The organism is Pseudomonas sp. S2_B07, from assembly GCF_054668435.1.
The window spans coordinates 5,335,295-5,355,493 of record NZ_CP162769.1 but is presented as its reverse complement, the minus strand read 5'-3'; the positions used below and the strand labels follow the sequence as shown (position 1 = coordinate 5,355,493).

17 protein-coding genes, 4 tRNA genes and 1 pseudogene are annotated in these 20,199 nt (G+C 58.9%); 8 read left to right on the top strand and 14 right to left on the bottom strand.

Features of this window, described 5'->3' with window-relative positions; translation table 11 throughout:
- Positions 1–39 precede the first annotated feature (39 nt).
- The 4 genes from AB4N43_RS24700 to AB4N43_RS24685 all read right to left on the bottom strand — a co-directional run bounded on the left by AB4N43_RS24700 (position 40) and on the right by AB4N43_RS24685 (position 3,206).
- Positions 40–819 (bottom strand): ABC transporter permease, encoded by a 780-nt coding sequence (locus tag AB4N43_RS24700; protein ID WP_027924021.1) that lies wholly within the window; start codon positions 817–819, stop codon positions 40–42.
- Positions 816–1,748, bottom strand: a complete 933-nt coding sequence (locus AB4N43_RS24695) for an ABC transporter ATP-binding protein (protein ID WP_027924020.1) — start codon at positions 1,746–1,748, stop codon at positions 816–818. Before AB4N43_RS24695 ends, AB4N43_RS24700 begins: the two co-directional genes overlap by 4 nt.
- A 131-nt stretch (positions 1,749–1,879) precedes the next feature.
- Complete coding sequence (locus tag AB4N43_RS24690; RefSeq protein ID WP_460152073.1) at positions 1,880–2,503, bottom strand: glutathione S-transferase family protein; 624 nt, start codon at positions 2,501–2,503, stop codon at positions 1,880–1,882.
- A gap of 43 nt (positions 2,504–2,546) precedes the next feature.
- On the bottom strand, positions 2,547–3,206 hold the full coding sequence (locus AB4N43_RS24685) for a transglutaminase-like domain-containing protein (RefSeq protein ID WP_460152071.1): 660 nt from the start codon (positions 3,204–3,206) through the stop codon (positions 2,547–2,549).
- 248 nt (positions 3,207–3,454) lie between these two features.
- Between AB4N43_RS24685 and AB4N43_RS24680 the strand changes: the two genes are divergently transcribed.
- Positions 3,455–5,902 carry an acyl-CoA dehydrogenase gene (locus tag AB4N43_RS24680; RefSeq protein ID WP_460152069.1) on the top strand — a complete coding sequence of 816 codons (2,448 nt, stop codon included), beginning with the start codon at positions 3,455–3,457 and terminating at the stop codon, positions 5,900–5,902.
- A gap of 74 nt (positions 5,903–5,976) precedes the next feature.
- On the top strand, positions 5,977–6,384 hold the full coding sequence (locus AB4N43_RS24675) for a PA2817 family protein (RefSeq protein WP_059182330.1): 408 nt from the start codon (positions 5,977–5,979) through the stop codon (positions 6,382–6,384).
- Between the two features lie 59 nt (positions 6,385–6,443).
- On the opposite strand, the gene AB4N43_RS24670 is transcribed toward AB4N43_RS24675, so the two are convergent.
- On the bottom strand, positions 6,444–7,442 hold the full coding sequence (locus AB4N43_RS24670; protein WP_027924015.1) for a LysR family transcriptional regulator: 999 nt from the start codon (positions 7,440–7,442) through the stop codon (positions 6,444–6,446).
- A gap of 90 nt (positions 7,443–7,532) precedes the next feature.
- On the opposite strand from AB4N43_RS24670, the gene AB4N43_RS24665 reads away from it, so the two are divergent.
- The 4 genes from AB4N43_RS24665 to AB4N43_RS24650 all read left to right on the top strand — a co-directional run bounded on the left by AB4N43_RS24665 (position 7,533) and on the right by AB4N43_RS24650 (position 11,599).
- Positions 7,533–8,159 carry an alanyl-tRNA editing protein gene (locus AB4N43_RS24665; RefSeq protein WP_460152066.1) on the top strand — a complete coding sequence of 209 codons (627 nt, stop codon included), beginning with the start codon at positions 7,533–7,535 and terminating at the stop codon, positions 8,157–8,159.
- Between the two features lie 92 nt (positions 8,160–8,251).
- Positions 8,252–9,022: a 2OG-Fe(II) oxygenase gene (locus AB4N43_RS24660; RefSeq protein ID WP_027924013.1), complete on the top strand. Its 771-nt coding sequence runs from the start codon at positions 8,252–8,254 to the stop codon at positions 9,020–9,022.
- 1 nt (position 9,023) lies between these two features.
- Complete coding sequence (locus AB4N43_RS24655) at positions 9,024–9,662, top strand: LysE family translocator (protein ID WP_027924012.1); 639 nt, start codon at positions 9,024–9,026, stop codon at positions 9,660–9,662.
- A 197-nt stretch (positions 9,663–9,859) separates the two neighbouring features.
- Positions 9,860–11,599, top strand: coding sequence for a dipeptidase (locus AB4N43_RS24650; RefSeq protein ID WP_460152063.1), 1,740 nt, complete (start codon positions 9,860–9,862; stop codon positions 11,597–11,599).
- 255 nt (positions 11,600–11,854) lie between these two features.
- Here the strand turns inward: AB4N43_RS24650 and AB4N43_RS24645 are convergent.
- From AB4N43_RS24645 to AB4N43_RS24630, 4 genes are all read right to left on the bottom strand, one after another.
- Positions 11,855–11,930 (bottom strand) — tRNA-Gly (locus tag AB4N43_RS24645).
- A gap of 3 nt (positions 11,931–11,933) precedes the next feature.
- Positions 11,934–12,009 (bottom strand) — tRNA-Glu (locus AB4N43_RS24640).
- 105 nt (positions 12,010–12,114) lie between these two features.
- A tRNA-Gly gene (locus AB4N43_RS24635) sits at positions 12,115–12,190 on the bottom strand.
- Between the two features lie 2 nt (positions 12,191–12,192).
- A tRNA-Glu gene (locus AB4N43_RS24630) sits at positions 12,193–12,268 on the bottom strand.
- A 378-nt stretch (positions 12,269–12,646) separates the two neighbouring features.
- On the opposite strand from AB4N43_RS24630, the gene AB4N43_RS24625 reads away from it, so the two are divergent.
- Positions 12,647–13,417 (top strand): hypothetical protein, encoded by a 771-nt coding sequence (locus AB4N43_RS24625; protein ID WP_027924010.1) that lies wholly within the window; start codon positions 12,647–12,649, stop codon positions 13,415–13,417.
- Between the two features lie 150 nt (positions 13,418–13,567).
- Here the strand turns inward: AB4N43_RS24625 and AB4N43_RS24620 are convergent, their stop codons facing one another.
- From AB4N43_RS24620 to AB4N43_RS24605, 4 genes and pseudogenes are all read right to left on the bottom strand, one after another.
- Positions 13,568–14,272, bottom strand: coding sequence for a methyl-accepting chemotaxis protein (locus tag AB4N43_RS24620; protein ID WP_371258949.1), 705 nt, complete (start codon positions 14,270–14,272; stop codon positions 13,568–13,570).
- A gap of 204 nt (positions 14,273–14,476) precedes the next feature.
- Positions 14,477–14,653: pseudogene (locus AB4N43_RS24615) on the bottom strand (HAMP domain-containing protein); the annotation flags it as partial.
- 987 nt (positions 14,654–15,640) lie between these two features.
- Positions 15,641–17,020 (bottom strand): aminotransferase-like domain-containing protein, encoded by a 1,380-nt coding sequence (locus AB4N43_RS24610; RefSeq protein ID WP_027924008.1) that lies wholly within the window; start codon positions 17,018–17,020, stop codon positions 15,641–15,643.
- A 184-nt stretch (positions 17,021–17,204) separates the two neighbouring features.
- Positions 17,205–17,966, bottom strand: coding sequence for an SDR family oxidoreductase (locus AB4N43_RS24605; protein ID WP_027924007.1), 762 nt, complete (start codon positions 17,964–17,966; stop codon positions 17,205–17,207).
- A gap of 228 nt (positions 17,967–18,194) precedes the next feature.
- Here AB4N43_RS24605 and AB4N43_RS24600 point away from each other — a divergent pair, with 228 nt between their 5' ends.
- On the top strand, positions 18,195–19,199 hold the full coding sequence (locus AB4N43_RS24600) for an NADP-dependent oxidoreductase (RefSeq protein WP_027924006.1): 1,005 nt from the start codon (positions 18,195–18,197) through the stop codon (positions 19,197–19,199).
- 139 nt (positions 19,200–19,338) lie between these two features.
- Here AB4N43_RS24600 and pyrF read toward each other — a convergent pair whose 3' ends face one another.
- The gene (gene pyrF / locus AB4N43_RS24595) at positions 19,339–20,037 is read right to left on the bottom strand and encodes an orotidine-5'-phosphate decarboxylase (RefSeq protein WP_027924005.1); all 699 of its coding nucleotides are present in this window, start codon (positions 20,035–20,037) and stop codon (positions 19,339–19,341) included.
- Between the last annotated feature and the right edge of the window lie 162 nt (positions 20,038–20,199).

Genomic DNA, 20,199 nt, shown 5'->3' with positions numbered 1-20,199 from the left:
GCCGTTTTTTCATGCGGTGTTTGTGCTGGCGGTCTTGAATCAGGTACGCATCCCGCGCCCACTGACCAGCAACCGTGCGCAACCGACATACAACACAATCGTCGCCACCAGCATAAAGGTGATTGCGATGCTGATCTTGATGTCCGAAACCCCAAGAATGCCGTATCGGAACGCGTTGACCATGTGCAACACCGGGTTCGCCAGGGACACGGTCTGCCAGAACGGTGGCAACAGGGAGATCGAGTAAAACACCCCGCCCAGGTAAGTCAGCGGTGTCAGCACGAAGGTCGGGATGATCGAGATGTCATCGAAGTTGCGTGCAAACACGGCGTTGATGAAGCCCAGCAGCGAAAAGATCGTCGCCGTCAGTACCACCACCAGAATGGTCACGCCCAGGTGATGCACCTGCAAATCGGTGAAGAACAGCGACAGTATCGTCACGATGATCCCGACCATCAGCCCGCGCAACACGCCGCCCAGGGTATAGCCGATCAGAATCGTATGCGGCGACACTGGCGACACCATCAGTTCCTCGATGGAACGCTGGAACTTGCTGCCGAAGAAACTCGAGACCACGTTGCCATAGGAGTTGGTGATCACCGACATCATGATCAGCCCCGGCACGATGTACTCCATGTAGGTGAAGCCACCCATGCCACCAATCTGCTTGCCGATCAGATTGCCGAAGATCACGAAATACAAAACCATGGTGATGGCCGGCGGCAGCAGCGTCTGCGGCCAGATCCGGGTAAAACGCCGGACCTCACGGTAAACGATGGTATTGAGGGCAACGAGGTTGGGCTGCAGCTCGGAACTCATACCGCCACCTTCGACAGATTTTTCTCCACCAGGGACACGAACAACTCCTCGAGGCGATTGGTTTTGTTACGCAGGCTCAGCACTTCGATGTTTTGCTGCGCCAGTTGAGTAAACAGCGCGGTGATGCCCATGGCCTTGTCGACCTGGACTTCCAGCGTGTGACCATCGAGCAGTCGGGTCGGGTAGCCGAGTAACTGCGGCGCACTGGTCAACGTGTTTTTGATGTCGAGCAGGAAGGTTTCCACATGCAGTTGGCTGAGCAACTGTTTCATGCTGGTGTTTTCGACAATAGTGCCGTGGTCGATGATGCCGATGTTGCGGCACAACTGCTCAGCCTCTTCCAGGTAGTGCGTGGTGAGGATGATGGTGATGCCTTTCTGGTTCAGCTCGGTGAGGAAGGTCCACATCGAGCGACGCAGTTCAATGTCCACACCCGCCGTCGGTTCGTCGAGGATCAGCAGACGCGGTTCGTGGACCAGCGCACGGGCGATCATCAGTCGACGCTTCATACCGCCGGACAGTGAACGCGACGGCACATCGCGTTTGTCCCACAGCCCCAGTTGGGTCAGGTATTGCTCGGCGCGTTCCTTGGCGATTTTCGGCGGGATGCCGTAGTAACCAGCCTGGGTGACGACGATGTCGAAAGTCTTTTCAAACTGGTTGAAGTTGAATTCCTGGGGCACCACGCCGATGCAACGCTTGAGCGCCGCCGGCTCCTTGTCCAGGTCGTGACCGAAGATATTCACCGTTCCGCTGGTCTTGTTCACCAGGGTCGAGAGAATGCCGATGGTCGTGGATTTGCCCGCGCCGTTAGGGCCGAGCAGGGCGAAGAAGTCACCTTCGGCAACGTCCAGATCGATACCACTCAGGGCCTGGAAACCGTTGCCGTAGGTTTTGGTTAGCTGCCGGATGGACAGAGCGGAACTCATATCGGATTACGCACCAAGAAGGAAGAAAGGGATAAAAGACGGCCTGCGGCGACTGGAGCAACCACGGCACATGAGCGCAATGGTGCTTGTCGCCGCCACACAAGTACAGTCAAGTGTGTCGATAGTGAGTATTAACTCAACGCGGTCATAACGGCTTTTTGATACGCCGGACGCTGTTTCAACCGGGCATACCAGGCTTCGAGGTGCGGCTGCGGCGCCCGCTCGATCGGCATCTCGAACCAGGCATAAATAAAACTGCCGAGCGGAATATCGCCCATGCCGATTTCATCACCGGACAGGTAAGGTTTGATCGACAACGCTTGATCGACCATCGACAGCAGCTCAGTGCATTCTTTGATTGCGGCGTTGATGGCCGACCAGTCCTGCTTGTCTGCCGAAGTGCGCATCACGCCCCAGAATACGGTGCGGAACGGGCCGGCGAGGCTTGAAGTGGTCCAGTCCATCCACTTGTCGGCCGTGGCGCGAGCTTTTACATCCGCCGGATACCAGGCGCTGCCGTCGGCATATCGGGCCATCAAGTAACGCACGATGGCATTGGATTCCCACAGGACAAAGCCGTCATCCTCGATCACCGGAATGCGACCGTTGGGGTTCATCGCCCGGTACTCCGGTGTATCGACGACACCAAAGGCGCCGCCCGCATCGATGGCCTCGTAGGCCAGCCCCAGCTCTTCGGCGGCCCACAAAGGCTTTCTGACATTCGACGAGTTTTTACGACCCCAGATCTTCAGCATGACCGCCTCTTTTTCGATAAGTGGGCAGGCAGCATACGCCGGATCAGGCGCGACTCAAATCGCTCTGCATATCCCCCAGCAGGGCCGGCAGTGTGTCGCTGAACAAGTGTGGATAGCACTTTTCCAGGTGCTCGAAAAAGAAGGCTTCCGGCACGTCGGTGAACTGGCCGTGATCGACCAGGTACTCCATCAACTGCGCGCCATCGCGATTGAACGGATGAAAGACACTGTCGTTGATCCCGTCGAATTCCAGCGGCGCAACATTGAACAATTCACAGAGTTGCTGGTTGAAGGCCGGCGTGGCCTTGACCCAGCGGTCGTTGAGATACAGTTCGGTGTAGCCGTGCATGGCGAACACATCGCTTTTCAGCAGTTCGAGCAATCGCGGGGTCGACAGGTGATTGCGCACGTCCGCCAGGCCGATGCGCGCAGGGATCCCGCAATGTCGTGCGGCACCGGCCAGCAACGTGGCTTTGGGCACGCAATAGCTTTCCCCGGCGGCCAGCGCATAACTGCCGCGCAAGGTCTTTGGGTCGCGGCTGAACGTGTAGGGGTTGTAACGCACGGCCTCGCGCACCGCGTAATAGAGGTTGATCGCCTGCTCAAGCGGATCGCGACCACTGCCGCGGTGTGTTTCGGCGAACTCCACCACCGAGGGGTGGTCACTATCGATGAAGCGGCCGGGACTCAAGTACTCGTGCATGAGATCAATCTCCTGGGGAAGCCCCGAGTCTAGCGACAGGTTCAGCACAGAGATAACGACGTTTCGGCCAAACATGCGCGTATTGTCGCGTAGGAAACGAACGAATTCCCGAGCGTGTTGCCAACCGAGCCTACAAATCTCGCCCAAGGTTTCCCACGATTTCAATCACCTCGCTCTGACCACCCTGTTTGGCGGATGCCGTCTAAGCTCTGAAGGTTGGTTTTACCCTGGTTCACGGAGGATTAAATATGCTGCTGTTGTGGATACTGGTTCTGATTGTCGGGATAGCCTGGTTAGCCCATCGTCGCACCGCCCCCCTGCCCGCCCTGTGCATTATTGCCGTCTACATCGTCGCGATGGGCGCTTTCAGCCACGCGCCGGGTTGGCTGCTGCTGGTGTTCTGGGTGTTGATTGCAGCCGTTGCGGCCCCCTTGCTGCTGCCCGACCTGCGTCGCAAGTTCTTCAGCGCGCCGCTGTTCAGCTGGTTCCAGAAAACCCTGCCGCCGATGTCGCAAACCGAACGCGACGCCATCGACGCCGGCACCGTATGGTGGGACGGCGAATTGTTCAGCGGCCGTCCGGACTGGGACAAATTGCTGTCCTATCCAAAAGCCCAACTGACTGAGGAGGAACAGGCTTTCATCGACGGCCCGACCGAGGAACTCTGCGCCATGGTCACCGACTGGCAGATCGGGCAAGACATGGACCTGCCCGCTGAAGCCTGGACACACATCAAGGAAAACGGCTTCTTCGCGCTGATCATTCCCAAGGAATTTGGCGGCAAGGGCTTCTCCGCCTACGCCCACTCACAGGTCGCGATGAAACTGGCGACCCGCAGCGGCGATCTTGCGTCCACCGTGATGGTCCCCAATTCCCTCGGCCCGGCCGAACTGCTGCTGCATTACGGCACCGATGAACAACGCAATCATTACCTGCCAAGGCTGGCCCGTGGTGACGACATTCCGTGCTTCGCGTTGACCGGTCCGCTGGCCGGTTCCGACGCCGGGGCAATGCCCGACACCGGGGTGATCTGCAAAGGTGAATGGGAAGGCAAGGAAACCCTCGGCCTGCGCCTGAACTGGGAAAAGCGTTACATCACCTTAGGCCCGGTGGCGACCCTGCTCGGCCTCGCCTTCAAGGCCTATGACCCGGACCACTTGCTGGGAGACAAGGAAGACCTGGGCATCAGCCTGGCGCTGATTCCAACCGACACGGCCGGTGTTGAAATCGGCCGCCGTCACCTGCCGCTGGGGGCCGCGTTCATGAACGGCCCGAACTCCGGCAAGGACGTGTTCGTGCCGCTCGATTTCCTCATCGGCGGCCAGGAAATGCTCGGCAAGGGCTGGATGATGCTGATGAATTGCCTGTCGGTCGGGCGTTCGATTTCGTTGCCGGCAGTCGGCACCGGCGCGGCCAAGTTCACCAGTCTGGTGACGGGGCAGTACGCTCAGGTTCGCGAGCAATTCAACGTTCCATTGTCGGCGTTCGAAGGGATTCAGGAAGCCATGGCGCGCATCGGCGGCAACGCCTGGATGATGGACGCGGCGCGCATGTTGACTGCCAACGCGGTGGACCTGGGTGAGAAACCGTCGGTGCTCTCGGCGATTCTCAAGTATCACCTTACCGAACGCGGTCGCGAGTGCATCAGCCACGCGATGGACGTTCACGGCGGTAAAGCCATCATCATGGGACCGAACAACTACCTCGGTCGCAGCTGGAATGGCGCGCCGATTTTCATCACCGTGGAAGGCGCGAACATTCTTTCGCGCAACCTGATGATCTTCGGCCAGGGTGCCATTCGCTGCCATCCGTTCGTACTCAAGGAAATGGCCCTCGCCGGTCGTGAAGACAAGGACCAGGCCCTTACCGAGTTCGATGGCCTGCTGCTCAAACACATTGGTTTTGCCGTGAGCAACGCCGCCAGCACGTTGGTGCTGAACCTCGGTTTCGGGCACTTCGAGCACACGCCGGGCAACACGCTCAGCCAGGGCTACTTCCGCGCACTCAACCGTCAGGCCGCAGGGTTCGCCATGCTGGCGGACCTGAGCATGATGCTGTTGGGCGGTGAACTGAAACGCCGCGAACGCCTGTCTGCACGCCTCGGGGATGTACTCAGCAACCTGTACCTCGCCTCTGCCGCCCTCAAGCGTTACCACGATCTCGATTCACCAGAGCACATGGCGCCGCTGTTTACCTGGGCCATGGAGGAAAGCCTTGGTCAGTCGGAACGGGCACTGGATGAACTGCTGACCAACTTCCCGAACAAGGTACTGGGTTGCCTGTTGCGGGTGATCGTGTTCCCGTTCGGCCGTCGACACAAAGGGCCATCGGACAAACTCGGCGCCGAAGTGGCTGCCGTGATTGGTCGCGCCAAGGGCGACCCGACGCTCGAAGAGCTGCTGGGCGGTTGCTACCGTCCGCAATCGGCCGAGGACGCCGTCGGTGCTTTGCAACACGCCTGCAATTTGTTGAACGCTGCGCAGCCGCTGCAGAAAAAACTGCACATCGCGCTCAAAAGTGGCCAGGTCAAACCGGCCGCCGGGGAACACGTCATCGATGCCGCGCTGGAGGCGGGAGTATTGCAGGCAACGGAAGCGCAAACCCTGCGGGCCGCCGAAGCGGCACGACGCAAGGTGATCGACGTCGATGATTTTGACAAAGAAGAACTGGCACTGGCACCCGGAAAGGTCCGCTGATCCAGTGCCCCCATGCAAAACGGGCGCAGGGGCTTTATACTCCCGCGCCCGTTTTGCTCTTGAGGACTTATCTCGTGTCCAACGTCGTTGCCGACCATCTCGTCTTGCTTGACCACTTGCGCAGCATCCTGGTCGCCGTGGGTGAGGCCGAACAGGTTCCCGAAGAAAGCCATGCCTTGTTCCTGGAGCGCTTCGATGAATTGCGTGCGTTGCTGCCGGTCGATCCGATCGAAAGCCAATACCTGGGCCAGGACATTCTCTGCCAGGTAATCACCCGCTACCCGCAAATTGCCCACCTGGTTCCGCGCGACCTGCTGTGGTACTTCGCCGGTGACTGCCTGCATTACATGCCCGATGATGAAATCGATCTGTATCAGGCGCTGGAAGAACGTCGCTTCGAAGCTGAACAGAACGACGAACCGTTTGACTGGAACCAGGAAAAGCAGCTGCTGGCGATGTCGAACGACGAAAGCAAGCACTGATTTCCGACCAGTTACACAAAAGGCCCGCATGGTTGAACATGCGGGCCTTTTTTGTGCGATCAAAACAAGCCGTCACTCTCGGGCAGCTCATACTCCGATACGCCCATCACCAGACTGCTCGACTTACCGGGCTTGCCCAACGTCGGCTCCTTCTCCAGACACTCCACCAAGTAATCAATCAATACCCGTATTTTGGGAGGCAGGTACCGAGTGGGCGAATGCAGCAACCAGGCCCCGCCGTGGTAGGAGGCCAGAAAGGTCCAGTCCGGCAGCACTTGCACCATCACCCCCTTCTCCAAGGCCCGCCGCGCCGTGAAATACGGCAGGCTGCCAATGCCGATGTGCTGCAATACCGCTCCAAACCGTACGCCAGTATGATTGGCGGCATATCGCCCGCGCACACCGACAGTCACCGATTTGCTGCCTTTCTTGAATTTCCAGCGCGCATCGCTCGGGGTTTCACCCAGGTAGATACAACTGTGATTGAGCAAGTCATGGGGGTGCGTCGGCGTCCCGTGTTCGGCCAAATATTGCGGTGTCGCACAGAGCAAATGGTCGATCGTCAGCAACTGCCGCCCCACCAGCCCCGAAGGTGGCCGATCGGTGATGCGAATCGCCAGGTCGACGTGATCATCGATCAAATCGACCTGGCGATCTTCAAGCATCAGTTCTACATCCACTTTGGGATAGCGGCGTAAAAACTCCGGCATGTGCGGGTGAATCACAATTCTTCCCACCGCTTTTGGAACGCTCAGACGCACCAACCCTTCGGCTTCGTCAGTGAACTGCCCGCTGATTTCCATCACCGACTTGGCCGCGCTGACCATTTCCTGGCAACGCTTGAACACTTCTTCGCCACCGTCGCTCAAGCGTAATTTGCGCGTGGTTCGTTGCAGCAGGCGCGTGGCCAGCGCCTTCTCCAGCCGCGAAATGCTGCGACTGACCGCCGAAGGTGAAGAACCCAGTTGGCGGGCCGCCTCGGAAAAGCTGCCGGTCTCGACAACCTTGACGAAAATCGCCATTTCCCCAAGCAGCGGCAGTGGAAGATTTATGCTCACAGCGCAACAGTCCTTTGATGTTTGAACGGATTATCACGCAATTCCACGCTTCATATAATAAAAATAGAAACTTTAATAAGGGCATGGAATATGACGCTTCGCCTCTTTTTCCATAGTGATGACCTCAAGGCTAATGTGGAAGTCCTGGATTGCACGCCCCACGAAAACGAATTTGCGGTGGTGCTGCGCGCCACGCTGTTCCACCCACAAGGTGGCGGACAGCCCTTTGATACCGGCTCAATTGGCGATAGCCAGGTCCTGCGGGTAATCCAGGATCCTGAGCGGATCATTCATTTCGTCGACCGACCGGTAAAACCCGGCATGACCCAGATTCGCGTGGACGGCGAGCGACGCCAGTTCAATACGCGCATGCATTCAGCCGGGCATCTGATCGGTCACTTCGTCCAGGCCAAGGGCTGGATGCCGATCAAGGCGCATCACTGGCCGGGCGAAGGGCGGGTGCAGTTCAAAGCACTGGAAAGTGCACAGGACGTCGACGCCCAAACCGTTCAACTCGGCATTGAACAGTGGATTGCCGAGGATTTTCCGCGCCTGACGTCATTGCGCGAAGGCGCCCGGGAAATCGGTTTCGGGGCACTGCCCGCCTACGGCTGCGGCGGCACCCATGTACGTAGCCTGAAGGAATTGGCCACGGTCACGATCGCCTTCCTTTCATTGAAGAAGGGAACGCTGTCAGTCCACTACACCGTGGACTGAGCATTTGGGCGATGACGGCACCGTCATCGCCTGACGCCGGGGGAGCCTGCGCTCGCGGGTTCTGTTGACTATCTGATAGATGGACCTAAGACATGATGCTTGACGTCGAGCGTCTCGATGAGACGTGCATAAAAAAACTGGCCAATGAAGAAGTCCTCGCCATCCGCGTCAAAGGCTTGCTGCCCCAGCCGCTGGCGATTCAGATTGGCGACAAGATCCTCGCCCCCGGTTTCGAAGGCTATATCAATGCGCCAAGCATCGGCCGCATTGGCATGGCGTTTTATGAAGCGGAAAACCAGCCGCTGCTGATCGAGGACTACTTCGAACGCGCCACCCGCAACATTGCGGAATTGCGTAACCGGTGCGCGCCCTATTCGTCCCCGGTCGACACCCTGCGCTGCATGCTCGACGAATCCTGGCCGGCAGGCGCGCACCTGGAGAACCTCTACGGTCGCAAGATGTATGTCGGCTTGTCGCGGGTGGTGAAACCGGGCGTTTGTTTTCTTGCCCACCACGACATTTTCGCCAAGGACGCCCCCGACAGTTACCAGGCCAGAAGCCTGGAAGCACAGTTTGCCTGCAACGTTTACCTGAACATGCCGACCGAGGGCGGCGCACTGCAGATGTGGGACGACGACATTTCGCCGGACCGGTTCGACGAGATGCGCGGCGACAGCTACGGCATCGACCCGGCCTTGCTCGGCCCTCCGACCTTGGAGATACGCCCCGAGCCGGGCGATTTCATCATGTTCAATTCGCGCTGTATGCACTCGGTGACACCGGGTGTGGCGGATCCGCGATTGAGCCTTTCATTCTTTGTCGGCTACCGCGGCAATGCTTCACCCCTTACCTTCTGGAGTTGAGATGCTTTCGAATTACTTGGGCGAGTTCCTGGCGCTGGCAACCATTCACTTCCTGGCCGTGGTCGCACCCGGGCCGGACTTTGCCGTGACCATCCGCCAGAGCGTGCGTTTCGGCCGGTTGGTGGGCATCTGCACGGCGCTGGGTATCGGCGCGGGGATTTCCGTGCACGTGCTTTACACCCTGCTCGGGGTCGGCGCCCTGATGCATACCACGCCGTGGCTGTTGACCGTGGCCAAGGTCGTGGGCGGCGCCTACATTTTGTACCTCGGGATCAGCTTGCTACGCAGCAAACCAAAATCCACGCTTGAGGGCGATAAAGTCCCGGACGAACCCGTCGTCGAACAAACGCTGTTGAAGGCCTTCACCACCGGGTTTCTGACCAACGCGACCAACCCCAAGGCGACGCTGTTTTTCCTGGCGATTTTCACCACCATCATCAGCGCCACAACACCGCTGAACATCCAGGCGCTGTATGGGGTCTGGATGTGTTTTGTGAATGCGGTGTGGTTTGTGATCGTCGCGCTGTTCTTTTCCAGCACCCGGGTGCGCGTGCTGTTCATGCGCATGGGGCATTGGTTTGAACGGACGATGGGGGTGATTCTGATCCTGTTCGCCGGGCGCCTGATTCTGTCGATGTAAAACCTGCGCCCACGCAAAAGGCCCGCCGAGTCTGACTCGCGGGCCTTTTTCATATCTGCGTCGCTTTTGCATTTCTGTGCGACAGATCCCACTTTAAAGCCTCCCCTTTCACGCCTACGTGGTGTTAGTTTGGAAATGTTTCTGACCAATCGATCAGACACTTCCCACAAACCGCCTGCAAAGGAATGCCTTTCACAATGGACTTCTCACTTAAGCATCTGGCCGCGTCGACCCTGATTCTGGCCAGCCTTTCGTCGTTTACCGTAGCCGCGCAAACCAACATCACCCCGCAACAGAGTGCGACCATTCTCAAGAATTTCAGCGACGTCTCCGCCACGGATTTCAGGCAGTTCCTGGCCGGCGTGGCCAAAAGCAACCTGGCCAAAACCGCCGACCTCGGCCCGGCCATCAGCGCTTTCCAGGACAACAAGACGCTTACCCCGGAACAGCAGAACGAAATCCATCGTCTTCTGGGCCTCTATGCACGGGTGAAATATGGCGCTGCGGCTACCGAGACGTTGCGTGAGCTGGTGGCAATCCCGACCTTCCAGGTGGAGGGCGTTGCTCAGCACGACAACCCCGAATTCATCAAGATCGCCGACAAGATCAAAAGCCTTGCCCAGTCCTTCAACCTGAATTTCCGCAACATCGACAACCGTGTCTATGAAATTTCCCTTGAGGGCAGCGGTGATGAAGTGGTGGGCATTCACGCACATGCCGACGTGGTGCCGGTGACGCCAGAGAACTGGGTCCTGAAAGACGGCACCCGCCTGGATCCGTTCAAGGTCACCCTGATCGGCGACCGCATGTATGGTCGCGGTACCGAGGATGACAAGAACGGTATCGTGGTGGCCCTGTACGCCATGAAGGTGATCAAGGAAGAGAAGCTGCCGCTGGCAAGGAATTTCAAGCTGCTGATCGACACCACCGAAGAAACCACCGGCGACGCCATCCCCTATTACTTCGAACACAACCCGACGCCCAACTACAACCTGGCGCTGGACGGCGGCTACCCGGTGGTCATCGCCGAAAAAGGCTACGGCACCGTGATGGGCAGCTTTGCCCGGCGTGACGGCGAGGGCCAGGGCGCGGAAATCACCTCGATGACCGGCGGCTTGGCCACCAACCAGATTCCGTCGGCTTCGGTCGCCACATTAGTGACTGACAAGCCTGCCGAACTGGCCGCCAGCCTGCAAAAGGCCGGTAGCGAGTATGCCAAGCGCAATGGTGGAAACTTCGAGGTAAGCGCCAAAATCGTCGACAAGGACGTCAAGCTCACGGTGACCGGCGTTTCCGCCCACTCCTCCGAGCCCGAGTCTGGCGTCAACCCGGTCGCCAGGATGCTGGACTTCATCAACAGCCTCGACGGAAAAGTCGCGCTCAAGCACAACCACATCACCGACGCCGCCCGCTACGCTGCCGACAACTGGGGGCTGGATTACCTGGGCGGGAAATTGGGTGTCGGTTTTGCCGATGACTTCATGGGGCCGCTGACGACGTCTCTGACCTTTGTCGGGATGAATGACACAACCTTCAAGCTGGCGGTCAACCTGCGCGTGCCGAAGGGCAAGTCCCCGGAAGCCCTCAAGGCCGAAATTGCCGAAAAGATTGGCGCTTGGAGCAAGAAGAGCCACGTAGCGGCAACGTTCGACTATTCCATCGCCGAGCCGATGTATCGCAATCCTGAGGGTGAGTGGGTCAAGGCCTTGCTGGCCGTGGCCAGCGAAAACCTGGGCATGGAACACAAGTACGGCACTTCTGCCGGCGCCACGTCGGTGCATGAACTGCCCAATGGTGTGCAATTCGGCCTGGCCCGGCCGGAAGTGAAATACACCGGCCACACGGATAACGAGTTCAAGACGGTCGACCAGTTCCTGCTGGACCTGCAGATCGTGACCGAAATGATGGGGCGCATCGGGCAGTTGCCGAAGCTCTGATCGCCTTCCGACCCACCTGATGCTCATCAGTCAGGGAACAAAACCTGGGGGAGCGAGCTTGCTCGCGATGGCGGAGTTACATTCAACATCAATGTTGACTGCCCCATCGCTATCGCGAGCAAGCTCGCTCCCACAAGGATTGCGTTGCTGAACACTTGAACTGATCGGCACAACTCGAAGAAGCTTTTTTGTTGCGCCATAAAAAACGCACAAACAAAAACGCCGCTCATTGCTGAGCGGCGTTTTCGTTAAATATGGAGCGGGAAACGAGACTCGAACTCGCGACCCCGACCTTGGCAAGGTCGTGCTCTACCAACTGAGCTATTCCCGCAAATGGCGTCCCCTAGGGGACTCGAACCCCTGTTACCGCCGTGAAAGGGCGGTGTCCTAGGCCACTAGACGAAGGGGACACGCTAACTGAAACACATGGTGTGTATTTCAGTGCCCAAATCCGCATCCGAAGATATCGGTTCTGGTTTCACTCAACGCCGCCCGAAAGCAACGCTGTTTAAAAATGGAGCGGGAAACGAGACTCGAACTCGCGACCCCGACCTTGGCAAGGTCGTGCTCTACCAACTGAGCTATTCCCGCATTGGCGTCCCCTAGGGGACTCGAACCCCTGTTACCGCCGTGAAAGGGCGGTGTCCTAGGCCACTAGACGAAGGGGACACACGTACAACATTCACTCCCTACCGCGTTTCGCTGTGTGCTTTACGCTGTAAGTGGCGCGCATTCTATGGATGGATTGAGGGGTCGTCAACCCCCAGATATAAATTTATTTAAATCAATGACTTCGCCCTGCTTTCAGACGCGTTTCGGGCTTTTCCACAGACTGGCCCCCAACGCCTATATTCCGGCCTCCTTCAAGACGCTATAGTCCACGCCATCAAGATGATGGCAATCTGGAACATCTTCGCCACCATTTATATAAGCAGAGCAACGGCCGATACATTTATGGCCATAGCTGATTCAAGTCGTCGAGCGGCCTATGCGCCCCAATGGCAAGCCACTACACTCGAACGCAAACCCTATAAAGAGGTCTTACCGGTGACACCACTCATGATCACCCTGCTAGTTGTAGCCGGGATCGCACTATTGATCGCCATTGGCTACATGAACCATGTGGTGGAAAACAACAAGCTGGAAAAGGCCCGTACCAAGGTTGAGCTCAACGACCGCCTGCGTCGCTGCGGCGAGATCACCGAGACCTTTCCCGGCCAGTTGATGACACCGGCGCTCAAGCTGCTGTTGACCCGCCTGGAGCTCAACGTCTGCCAGCGCCTGCTCAACCTGGAAAAGACCAGTGCCAACCTCAGGGCGCGGATCACCGAACTGGAGGCCCTTGCCGCCCAGGGCGAGTCGATCCCAGTCAACAATCCGCCAGCACCGATCCAGACCGAAGCCAAGGCCAAGGACGTACGCTTCCTGCTGGAAGCCCTGCATGGCCAGATCACCCGTGCCGCACAGGACGGTTTCCTGCCGACCAACGAAGCCAAGCGCTGGATCCGCGAAGTCCGCCATATCCTGGTACTGCTGCACATCGAGTTCTTCAACAACCTTGGCCAGCATTGCTTGCAACAGAACCAGCCAGGTCAGGCGCGCCTGGCGTTCGAACGTGGCGTGCAGTACCTGCGTAAACAGCAAGAGCCGCAGGTCTATGCCGAGCAATTGGAATACCTGGAGAAACTCCTGGCTCGCGCCAACGCCATGGTGATGGACAACATCGCTGCCGTTGAGGGTGAGGCAAACCAGTTGAACGTAGGCCTCAAACAAGTCGACGCCGATGCCGACTGGAAAAAGAAAGTGATCTACGACTGATTTGCGAGAATAGAAAAGCCACCTGCGAAGGTGGCTTTTTTTTGGGTTGGGTTGGGTGGGGAGTGCAGTCGGGAGAGATGGGTTGGCTGTCGGGCCGTCATCGCGAGCAGGCTCGCTCCCACAAGGCTCCCACAGTGATCACAGGGCTCTTCAGAGCCGGAAGTGCCCCACCATCCCTTTCAGTTCAAGCCCGAGCTGAGCCAGCTCAATGCTGGACGCCGCGTTGCCCTGCATCGCCAGTGACGACTGATCCGCGCTCGCGCGAATGCTCGTGACGCTGCGATTGATTTCCTCGGCCACCGAACTCTGCTCCTCGGCTGCCGCGGCAATCTGCTGGTTCATCTGCTGAATCAACGACACCGCTGCCGCAATACTCCCCAGCGCACTCTCGGTCTGCAACGCATCGCTGACGGCGAGTTTCACCAGTTCGCCGCTGTTCTGAATCTGCTGCACCGACGATTGAGCGGCCGAGCGCAAGGCACTGACCAGTCGCTCGATCTCCTCGGTCGATTGCTGGGTACGCTTGGCGAGCGCCCGGACCTCGTCGGCCACCACGGCAAACCCCCTGCCCTGCTCGCCTGCCCGCGCGGCTTCGATCGCCGCGTTGAGCGCCAACAGGTTGGTCTGTTCGGCAACACTTTTGATCACGCTGAGCACTGTGCCAATGTTCTGGATCTCTGCGCTCAGGCTTTCGATGCTGGAACTGGCCGACGTCGCCGAATCCGCCAGTTGCTCGATGCGTGCCATGCTCTGGCGCACCACTTGCTGACCGCTTTCGACTTTGCCATCCGCGGTCTGTGCGGCCTGGGCCGCCTCTTCGGCATTGCGCGCCACGTCGTGCACCGTCGCGGTCATCTGGTTCATCGCCGTGGCGACCTGCTCGGTTTCTTCTTTCTGACTGCTGACTTCCAGGTTGGTCTGCTCGGTCACCGCCGACAGTGAATGCGCCGAACTGGCCAATTGCTCGATACCGGCCTGCAAGCCACTGACGATGCTGCTGAGCCCGGCGCCCATCTGCTGCATCGCCTGCATCAATTGGCCGATCTCGTCACGGCGCGTCACTTCAACCGTCGCACTCAAATCACCCGCGGCAATTTGCTGGGCAACCAGGATCACACTGCGCAGCGGTGCCACGATCAACCGGGTAATCACCCACGCCGCCACCAGCCCGACCAGCAACGCCAGGGCTGAGGAGCCTATGATCAGCAACGAGTTCTTTTTCAGCTCGGCCTGCATCGACTGGTCTTCGGCGACATAGGCTTGATCCACCCGCTCCACCACTTGCGCGGCGCGCTGATGCAACTGTTCGTAGACGGTTTTCTCCTGGGCCAACAGGCCGGTGTATTCCGTCAGTTTTTCGCTGAAACTGCCGATGTGACCGCTCACTTCATTGAGGACCGTCTGATAGCCCTCATCCTTGACCGTGGTTTTCAGCTGTTCGGCCTGGGTCAACGCCTGTTCCGCCTGCTCAATCTTGCCCTGGCCTGCGCTGTCGTCACCCTTGCGGCTCTGGTCCAGACGCACGCGCGCCTCGTTCATGGCCTGCAACATCAACCGCGAGACCTGGCTGACCTGACTGGCCTGCTCAAGGAATTGCCCACCCTCCTTACCTTCGGATTGCTTCAAGGTGTAGGCGCCATCATCGGCCAGGCCGGCTTGCAACACATCAAGGTTGTTGGCCACGCTGGACACCGACCAGCTGGCCATTTCCAGCGCCAGGTCCTTGGCCTGACTCAGCGAGACAAACTCATCGAACGCCTTGCGATAAGCACCCAGCGACTGCTCGACATCATTCATCACCGGCACGTTAGCCGCGGACGCAGCCTTGAGCTGGGTCGCCAGAGCGATCAGGCCATCAACGCCTTCGTGCAGGGCATCGGCGGTTTTCGGGTTGCCGTGCAAGGCGTACTCCTGCTCAAGCAGACGCACCTTGAGCAAGCCGCTATTGAGCGACGACATCTGCTTGAGCCCATCGAAGCGATGACTGATGGTTTGCAGGGACCACACGCCGATGGCTGCCACCAGCGCGGTCAGCAGCAGCACCAGGACAAACCCGACACCCATTTTTTTTGCCATACCGAGGTTGGCAAAACGTCCTTGCACGGCCGAAATCATTGCACTTAGTCCCCTGACATAGTCTGTTGACGCAGATTCGCAACGGGCCTGTGCCAGCACAAGTCTCTGGCGTCGGAATAATGGCAAAAAGCTACGCCCGCGTCGTTTTCAGAACGCTTGAGGTCGATTCAGAGTGGTGGCCTGAAAAAATGCCCGGGCACGAGGATCACAGGCGCAAGCCACGTTGATGCGCTGCCAGTCCGTGGCCTCACCGCCGGGATTGAATGCAGTGGCGGAAGACAACAACACACCGAAGCGTCGGGCTTGCGTGCGCACCTGAGCGTAGTCAGACATTCGTGATCGTGCCCAGATGAACAATCCGCCCACCGGTTTGCCGAAAACCTCCCAATCGGCATCTTCGAGTATCTGCAAGGCAGCCTCTCTGTCGGTGTTCAATCGCTGGCGCTGACGCTGGACCAATTTGCGATACGCGCCGCTGGCCAAGAGGCAAGCCAGCACCGATTCGCAGAATCTTGAAGCGCCCATGCTGCTGGTCATCTTGACCTCGGCCAGTCGCGAAACAACCGCGACACTGGCGACGACAAAGCCGACGCGCAATGAACTGCTGAGGGTTTTAGAGTAGCTACCGACGTAGATGACGTTGTCGTCGATACCCAGCGCCGCGAGGCGAGTGCCGGGGCCGCGGTGCAAATCGGCAAAGACGTCATCTTCGATGACCAGCACACCGTGGTCTCGGGTCAGTTGCAGCACCTGCTGCGCCACGGCGGGTGCCAGGCTGCTGCCGGTCGGGTTGTGGTAGAAGCTATTGATAAACAGCGCACGGGGCCGGTACTTCAGCAACAACGCTTCAAGCGCCTGCGTATCAGGCCCGCGGGGGGTACGCGGCACCTCGATCATCGTCACGCCGTTCAGCCTGAGCAGATCGAACAACAGCGAATACCCCGGGCTTTCCACCACCACGCAATCCCCGGGTTTAAGCAACGTACGCACGATCAGATCCAGCCCGTGAGTCGCCCCGGTGGTGGTCAGTATCCGTCGTTCATCCACTTCGATGTCGAGTGGCTGGAGACGCTTGAGGATCTGCGATCGCAAGGCTGGCAACCCCAGTGGCGTGCTGTAGCTGAACAAAGCAGCCATGTCGGTGCGGCTAACCTGGCGAATCGCGTAGCTCAAATCGTCGGTTTCACGCCAGCTTTCGGGCAGGCTGCCACAGCCCAGTTGAAGTTTGCCCGTCACGCACTCCTGCGTTACGTCCGCCCCTTCTGACCAGGGACAACCCGGTCCCTGCGCAGGATGGGCAACTATGAAACCGGAGCCCTGACGCGGCGCCAGCATGCCTTGTGCGACCAGGCGCTCACAGGCTTCGACGACGCTGGATTGACTGAGCAGATTGACCCGTGCAATTTGCCGCGCTGAAGGCAAACGTGTCCCCGGCAGCACTCCGTCCCGACGGAGCCAGTCGGCCAACCCGTCGACGATTTGCTGCACGACTGGCACCAATGCCTGTCGATCGATTCTCAATTCCATGAGCAAGCAAACTCCTGTCCGTTTTGCGGGAAACAGTTAATCACAGGAGCGCTGGAGGAGAGGTGCGACAACGCCGCCAAAACCCTCGGTTCTAACCCTTTGAAACACATTGATCAGCCACGTCACGGAACTGTAAAAAAGCCCGCAAACGTGCGGGCTTTTTCCTACATTGCAGCGCCTGATTTCAAAACGCGGTAACGCCACCATCCACCGCCAGCGAATGACCGGTGGTGAACGCCGCACCGTCGCTGCACAAGTACAACACCGCGCTGGCGATCTCCTCTACCTTGCCGATGCGACCCACCGGGTGCATGGCGTTGGCAAACTCGCCCTTCTTCGGGTCTGCTTCATAGGCACGGCGGAACATGTCAGTGTCGATCACCGCCGGGCAGACCGCATTCACGCGAATCTTTTTCTTCGCATATTCGATGGCCGCCGACTTGGTCAGGCCGATGACCGCATGTTTGGACGCCGCGTAAATGCTCATCTTCGGCGCAGCCCCAAGGCCCGCCACCGAAGCGGTGTTGACGATCGCACCGCCACCCTGGGCCAACAACAAAGGCAACTGATACTTCATGCACAGCCAGACGCCCTTGACGTTGACGCCCATGATCGCGTCGAACTCATCCAGTGTGCCGTCGGCGAGTTTGCCTTTCTCGATCTCGATGCCGGCGTTGTTGAAGGCATAGTCGAGACGGCCGTAGGTGTTGACCACTTCGTCCATCAGATTTTTTACATCGCTTTCCAGCGTGACGTTGCAACGCACGAAGGTCGCTTCGCCGCCGGCCGTACGAATCAGCGCCACGGTGCCTTCGCCGCCGGCGGTGTCCATGTCGGCCACCACCACTTTCAACCCTTCGGCCGCGAATGCCTGGGCCGTCGCACGGCCAATACCGTTGGCAGCGCCGGTCACCACGGCGACCAGGCCGGAAAACGTCATGCTCATTGTTATGTCCTCGAGTGCGGGGGATTTCGAATTTTCAGTCTAGCCACGAAGGGTCATGCCACGGCAGCACTATCAGGTGGCCGGTTGGGCGCCCATGCGTGGCAGTGATAGAACGACGGTGCCAACTATCACTGCACTGGATCGATGTGCATTCGCCGTATCAGCCAAACTTGCGGCATTGGGCCTGAAGGGCTATCAACAAGGCTTCATTCATCTTGAGTGCCTGTCATGACTACCCAGACCAATCGCCAGTTCCTGCTCGCCAAACGTCCAGTGGGTCCAGCAACCCGCGAGACTTTTACCTATCAGGAAGTACCGGTCGGTGAGCCGGCGGCAGGTCAGATTCTGGTGAAAAACGAATACCTGTCCCTGGACCCGGCCATGCGCGGCTGGATGAACGAGGGCAAGTCCTACATTCCACCGGTCGGTCTGGGTGAAGTGATGCGTGCCCTGGGCGTAGGCAAAGTCGTTGCGTCGAACAACCCGGGGTTTGCGGTCGGGGACTACGTCAACGGCGCGCTTGGCGTGCAGGATTACTTCCTCGGCGAACCGCGCGGTTTCTACAAGGTTGATCCAAAACTGGCGCCGTTGCCACGCTACTTGTCCGCCCTGGGCATGACCGGGATGACGGCCTACTTCGCCCTGCTCGATGTCGGCGCGCCGAAGGCCGGTGACACGGTGGTGTTGTCGGGCGCAGCCGGCGCGGTGGGCAGCATCGCCGGGCAGATCGCCAAGATCAAAGGCTGCCGCGTGGTCGGGATTGCGGGCGGCGCGGACAAGTGTCAGTTCCTGATCGACGAATTGGGTTTTGACGGTGCCATCGACTACAAGAACGAGGACGTCGTCGCCGGTCTTAAACGCGAATGCCCGAAAGGGGTGGACGTGTATTTCGATAACGTCGGCGGCGACATTCTCGACGCCGTGCTGAGCCGACTGAACATGAAGGCACGCGTGGTGATTTGCGGCGCGATCAGCCAGTACAACAACAAGGAAGCGGTCAAGGGCCCGGCCAACTACCTGGCGCTGTTGGTCAACCGCGCGCGCATGGAAGGTTTTGTCGTGATGGACTACGCCGCCCAGTTCGCCGCCGCCGGGCAGGAAATGGCCGGCTGGATGGCCAAGGGGCAACTCAAGAGCAAGGAAGACATTGTTGACGGACTGGAGACATTCCCGGAGACACTGATGAAATTGTTCAGCGGCGAGAATTTCGGGAAGTTGGTGTTGAAGGTTTAACCCACTCTTACCAGACACCACAAAACTACTGTAGGAGTGAGCCTGCTCGCGATAGCGGTGTATCAGTCAATGATGATGTCGACTGATAGACCGCAATCGCGAGCAGGCTCACTCCTACATTTTGATCTTCGGCGTTGGGTCAGGCGAGTTCGGCGACTACGGCGGCAAGCGCTTTTGCTGGATCAGCTGCCTGGCTGATCGGACGGCCAATCACCAGATAATCGGAACCGGCGTCCAGGGCCTGGCGTGGGGTCAGGATGCGGCGTTGATCGTCTTGCGCACTGCCCGCCGGACGAATGCCCGGGGTCACCAGTTGCAACGACGGGTGAGCCGACTTCAAGGCCTGGGCTTCCAGTGCCGAGCACACCAGACCGTCCATCCCGGCTTTTTCCGCCAGCGCGGCCAGGCGCAACACTTGCTCCTGTGGCTCGATGTCCAGACCGATACCGGCCAGGTCTTCACGTTCCATGCTGGTCAGCACGGTCACGCCGATCAGCAGCGGCTTGGGCCCGGTACGCTGGTCCAGCACTTCACGGCAGGCCGCCATCATGCGCAGGCCGCCGGAGCAGTGAACATTGACCATCCACACGCCCATTTCCGCCGCAGCTTTGACGGCCATGGCGGTGGTGTTCGGGATGTCGTGGAATTTCAGGTCCAGGAACACTTCAAAACCCTTGTCACGCAGGGTGCCGACGATTTCCGACGCGCAGCTGGTGAACAGTTCCTTGCCGACTTTTACCCGGCACAGCTTCGGGTCCAACTGGTCGGCCAGCTTCAGTGCGGCGTCACGGGTGGGGAAATCCAGGGCGACGATGATAGGAGTCTGGCAGACGGACATGTGAGGGCTCTCAGGCAGGACGAAATCGGCGCGCATTGTAGCGGAACCAGCGGCGCTGCGGGACCCGATGATCGGTAATTCGTCATCGGCGCTCAGGCAAGACTAGTCCTTTGGCCAATTGTGTCGAGGCCGATACACTCATGACACGCTCACAACATCCTT

Excerpts from the sequence above, each read along its gene's own strand:
- AB4N43_RS24700 (WP_027924021.1), bottom strand. The coding sequence starts at position 819 with ATGAGTTCCGAGCTGCAGCCCAACCTCGTTGCCCTCAATACCATCGTT.
- AB4N43_RS24695 (WP_027924020.1), bottom strand. The coding sequence starts at position 1,748 with ATGAGTTCCGCTCTGTCCATCCGGCAGCTAACCAAAACCTACGGCAAC.
- AB4N43_RS24690 (WP_460152073.1), bottom strand. The coding sequence starts at position 2,503 with ATGCTGAAGATCTGGGGTCGTAAAAACTCGTCGAATGTCAGAAAGCCT.
- AB4N43_RS24685 (WP_460152071.1), bottom strand. The coding sequence starts at position 3,206 with ATGCACGAGTACTTGAGTCCCGGCCGCTTCATCGATAGTGACCACCCC.
- AB4N43_RS24680 (WP_460152069.1), top strand. The coding sequence starts at position 3,455 with ATGCTGCTGTTGTGGATACTGGTTCTGATTGTCGGGATAGCCTGGTTA.
- AB4N43_RS24665 (WP_460152066.1), top strand. The coding sequence starts at position 7,533 with ATGACGCTTCGCCTCTTTTTCCATAGTGATGACCTCAAGGCTAATGTG.
- AB4N43_RS24660 (WP_027924013.1), top strand. The coding sequence starts at position 8,252 with ATGATGCTTGACGTCGAGCGTCTCGATGAGACGTGCATAAAAAAACTG.
- AB4N43_RS24655 (WP_027924012.1), top strand. The coding sequence starts at position 9,024 with ATGCTTTCGAATTACTTGGGCGAGTTCCTGGCGCTGGCAACCATTCAC.
- AB4N43_RS24650 (WP_460152063.1), top strand. The coding sequence starts at position 9,860 with ATGGACTTCTCACTTAAGCATCTGGCCGCGTCGACCCTGATTCTGGCC.
- AB4N43_RS24620 (WP_371258949.1), bottom strand. The coding sequence starts at position 14,272 with ATGACCGCGACGGTGCACGACGTGGCGCGCAATGCCGAAGAGGCGGCC.
- AB4N43_RS24610 (WP_027924008.1), bottom strand. The coding sequence starts at position 17,020 with ATGGAATTGAGAATCGATCGACAGGCATTGGTGCCAGTCGTGCAGCAA.
- AB4N43_RS24605 (WP_027924007.1), bottom strand. The coding sequence starts at position 17,966 with ATGAGCATGACGTTTTCCGGCCTGGTCGCCGTGGTGACCGGCGCTGCC.
- AB4N43_RS24600 (WP_027924006.1), top strand. The coding sequence starts at position 18,195 with ATGACTACCCAGACCAATCGCCAGTTCCTGCTCGCCAAACGTCCAGTG.
- pyrF (WP_027924005.1), bottom strand. The coding sequence starts at position 20,037 with ATGTCCGTCTGCCAGACTCCTATCATCGTCGCCCTGGATTTCCCCACC.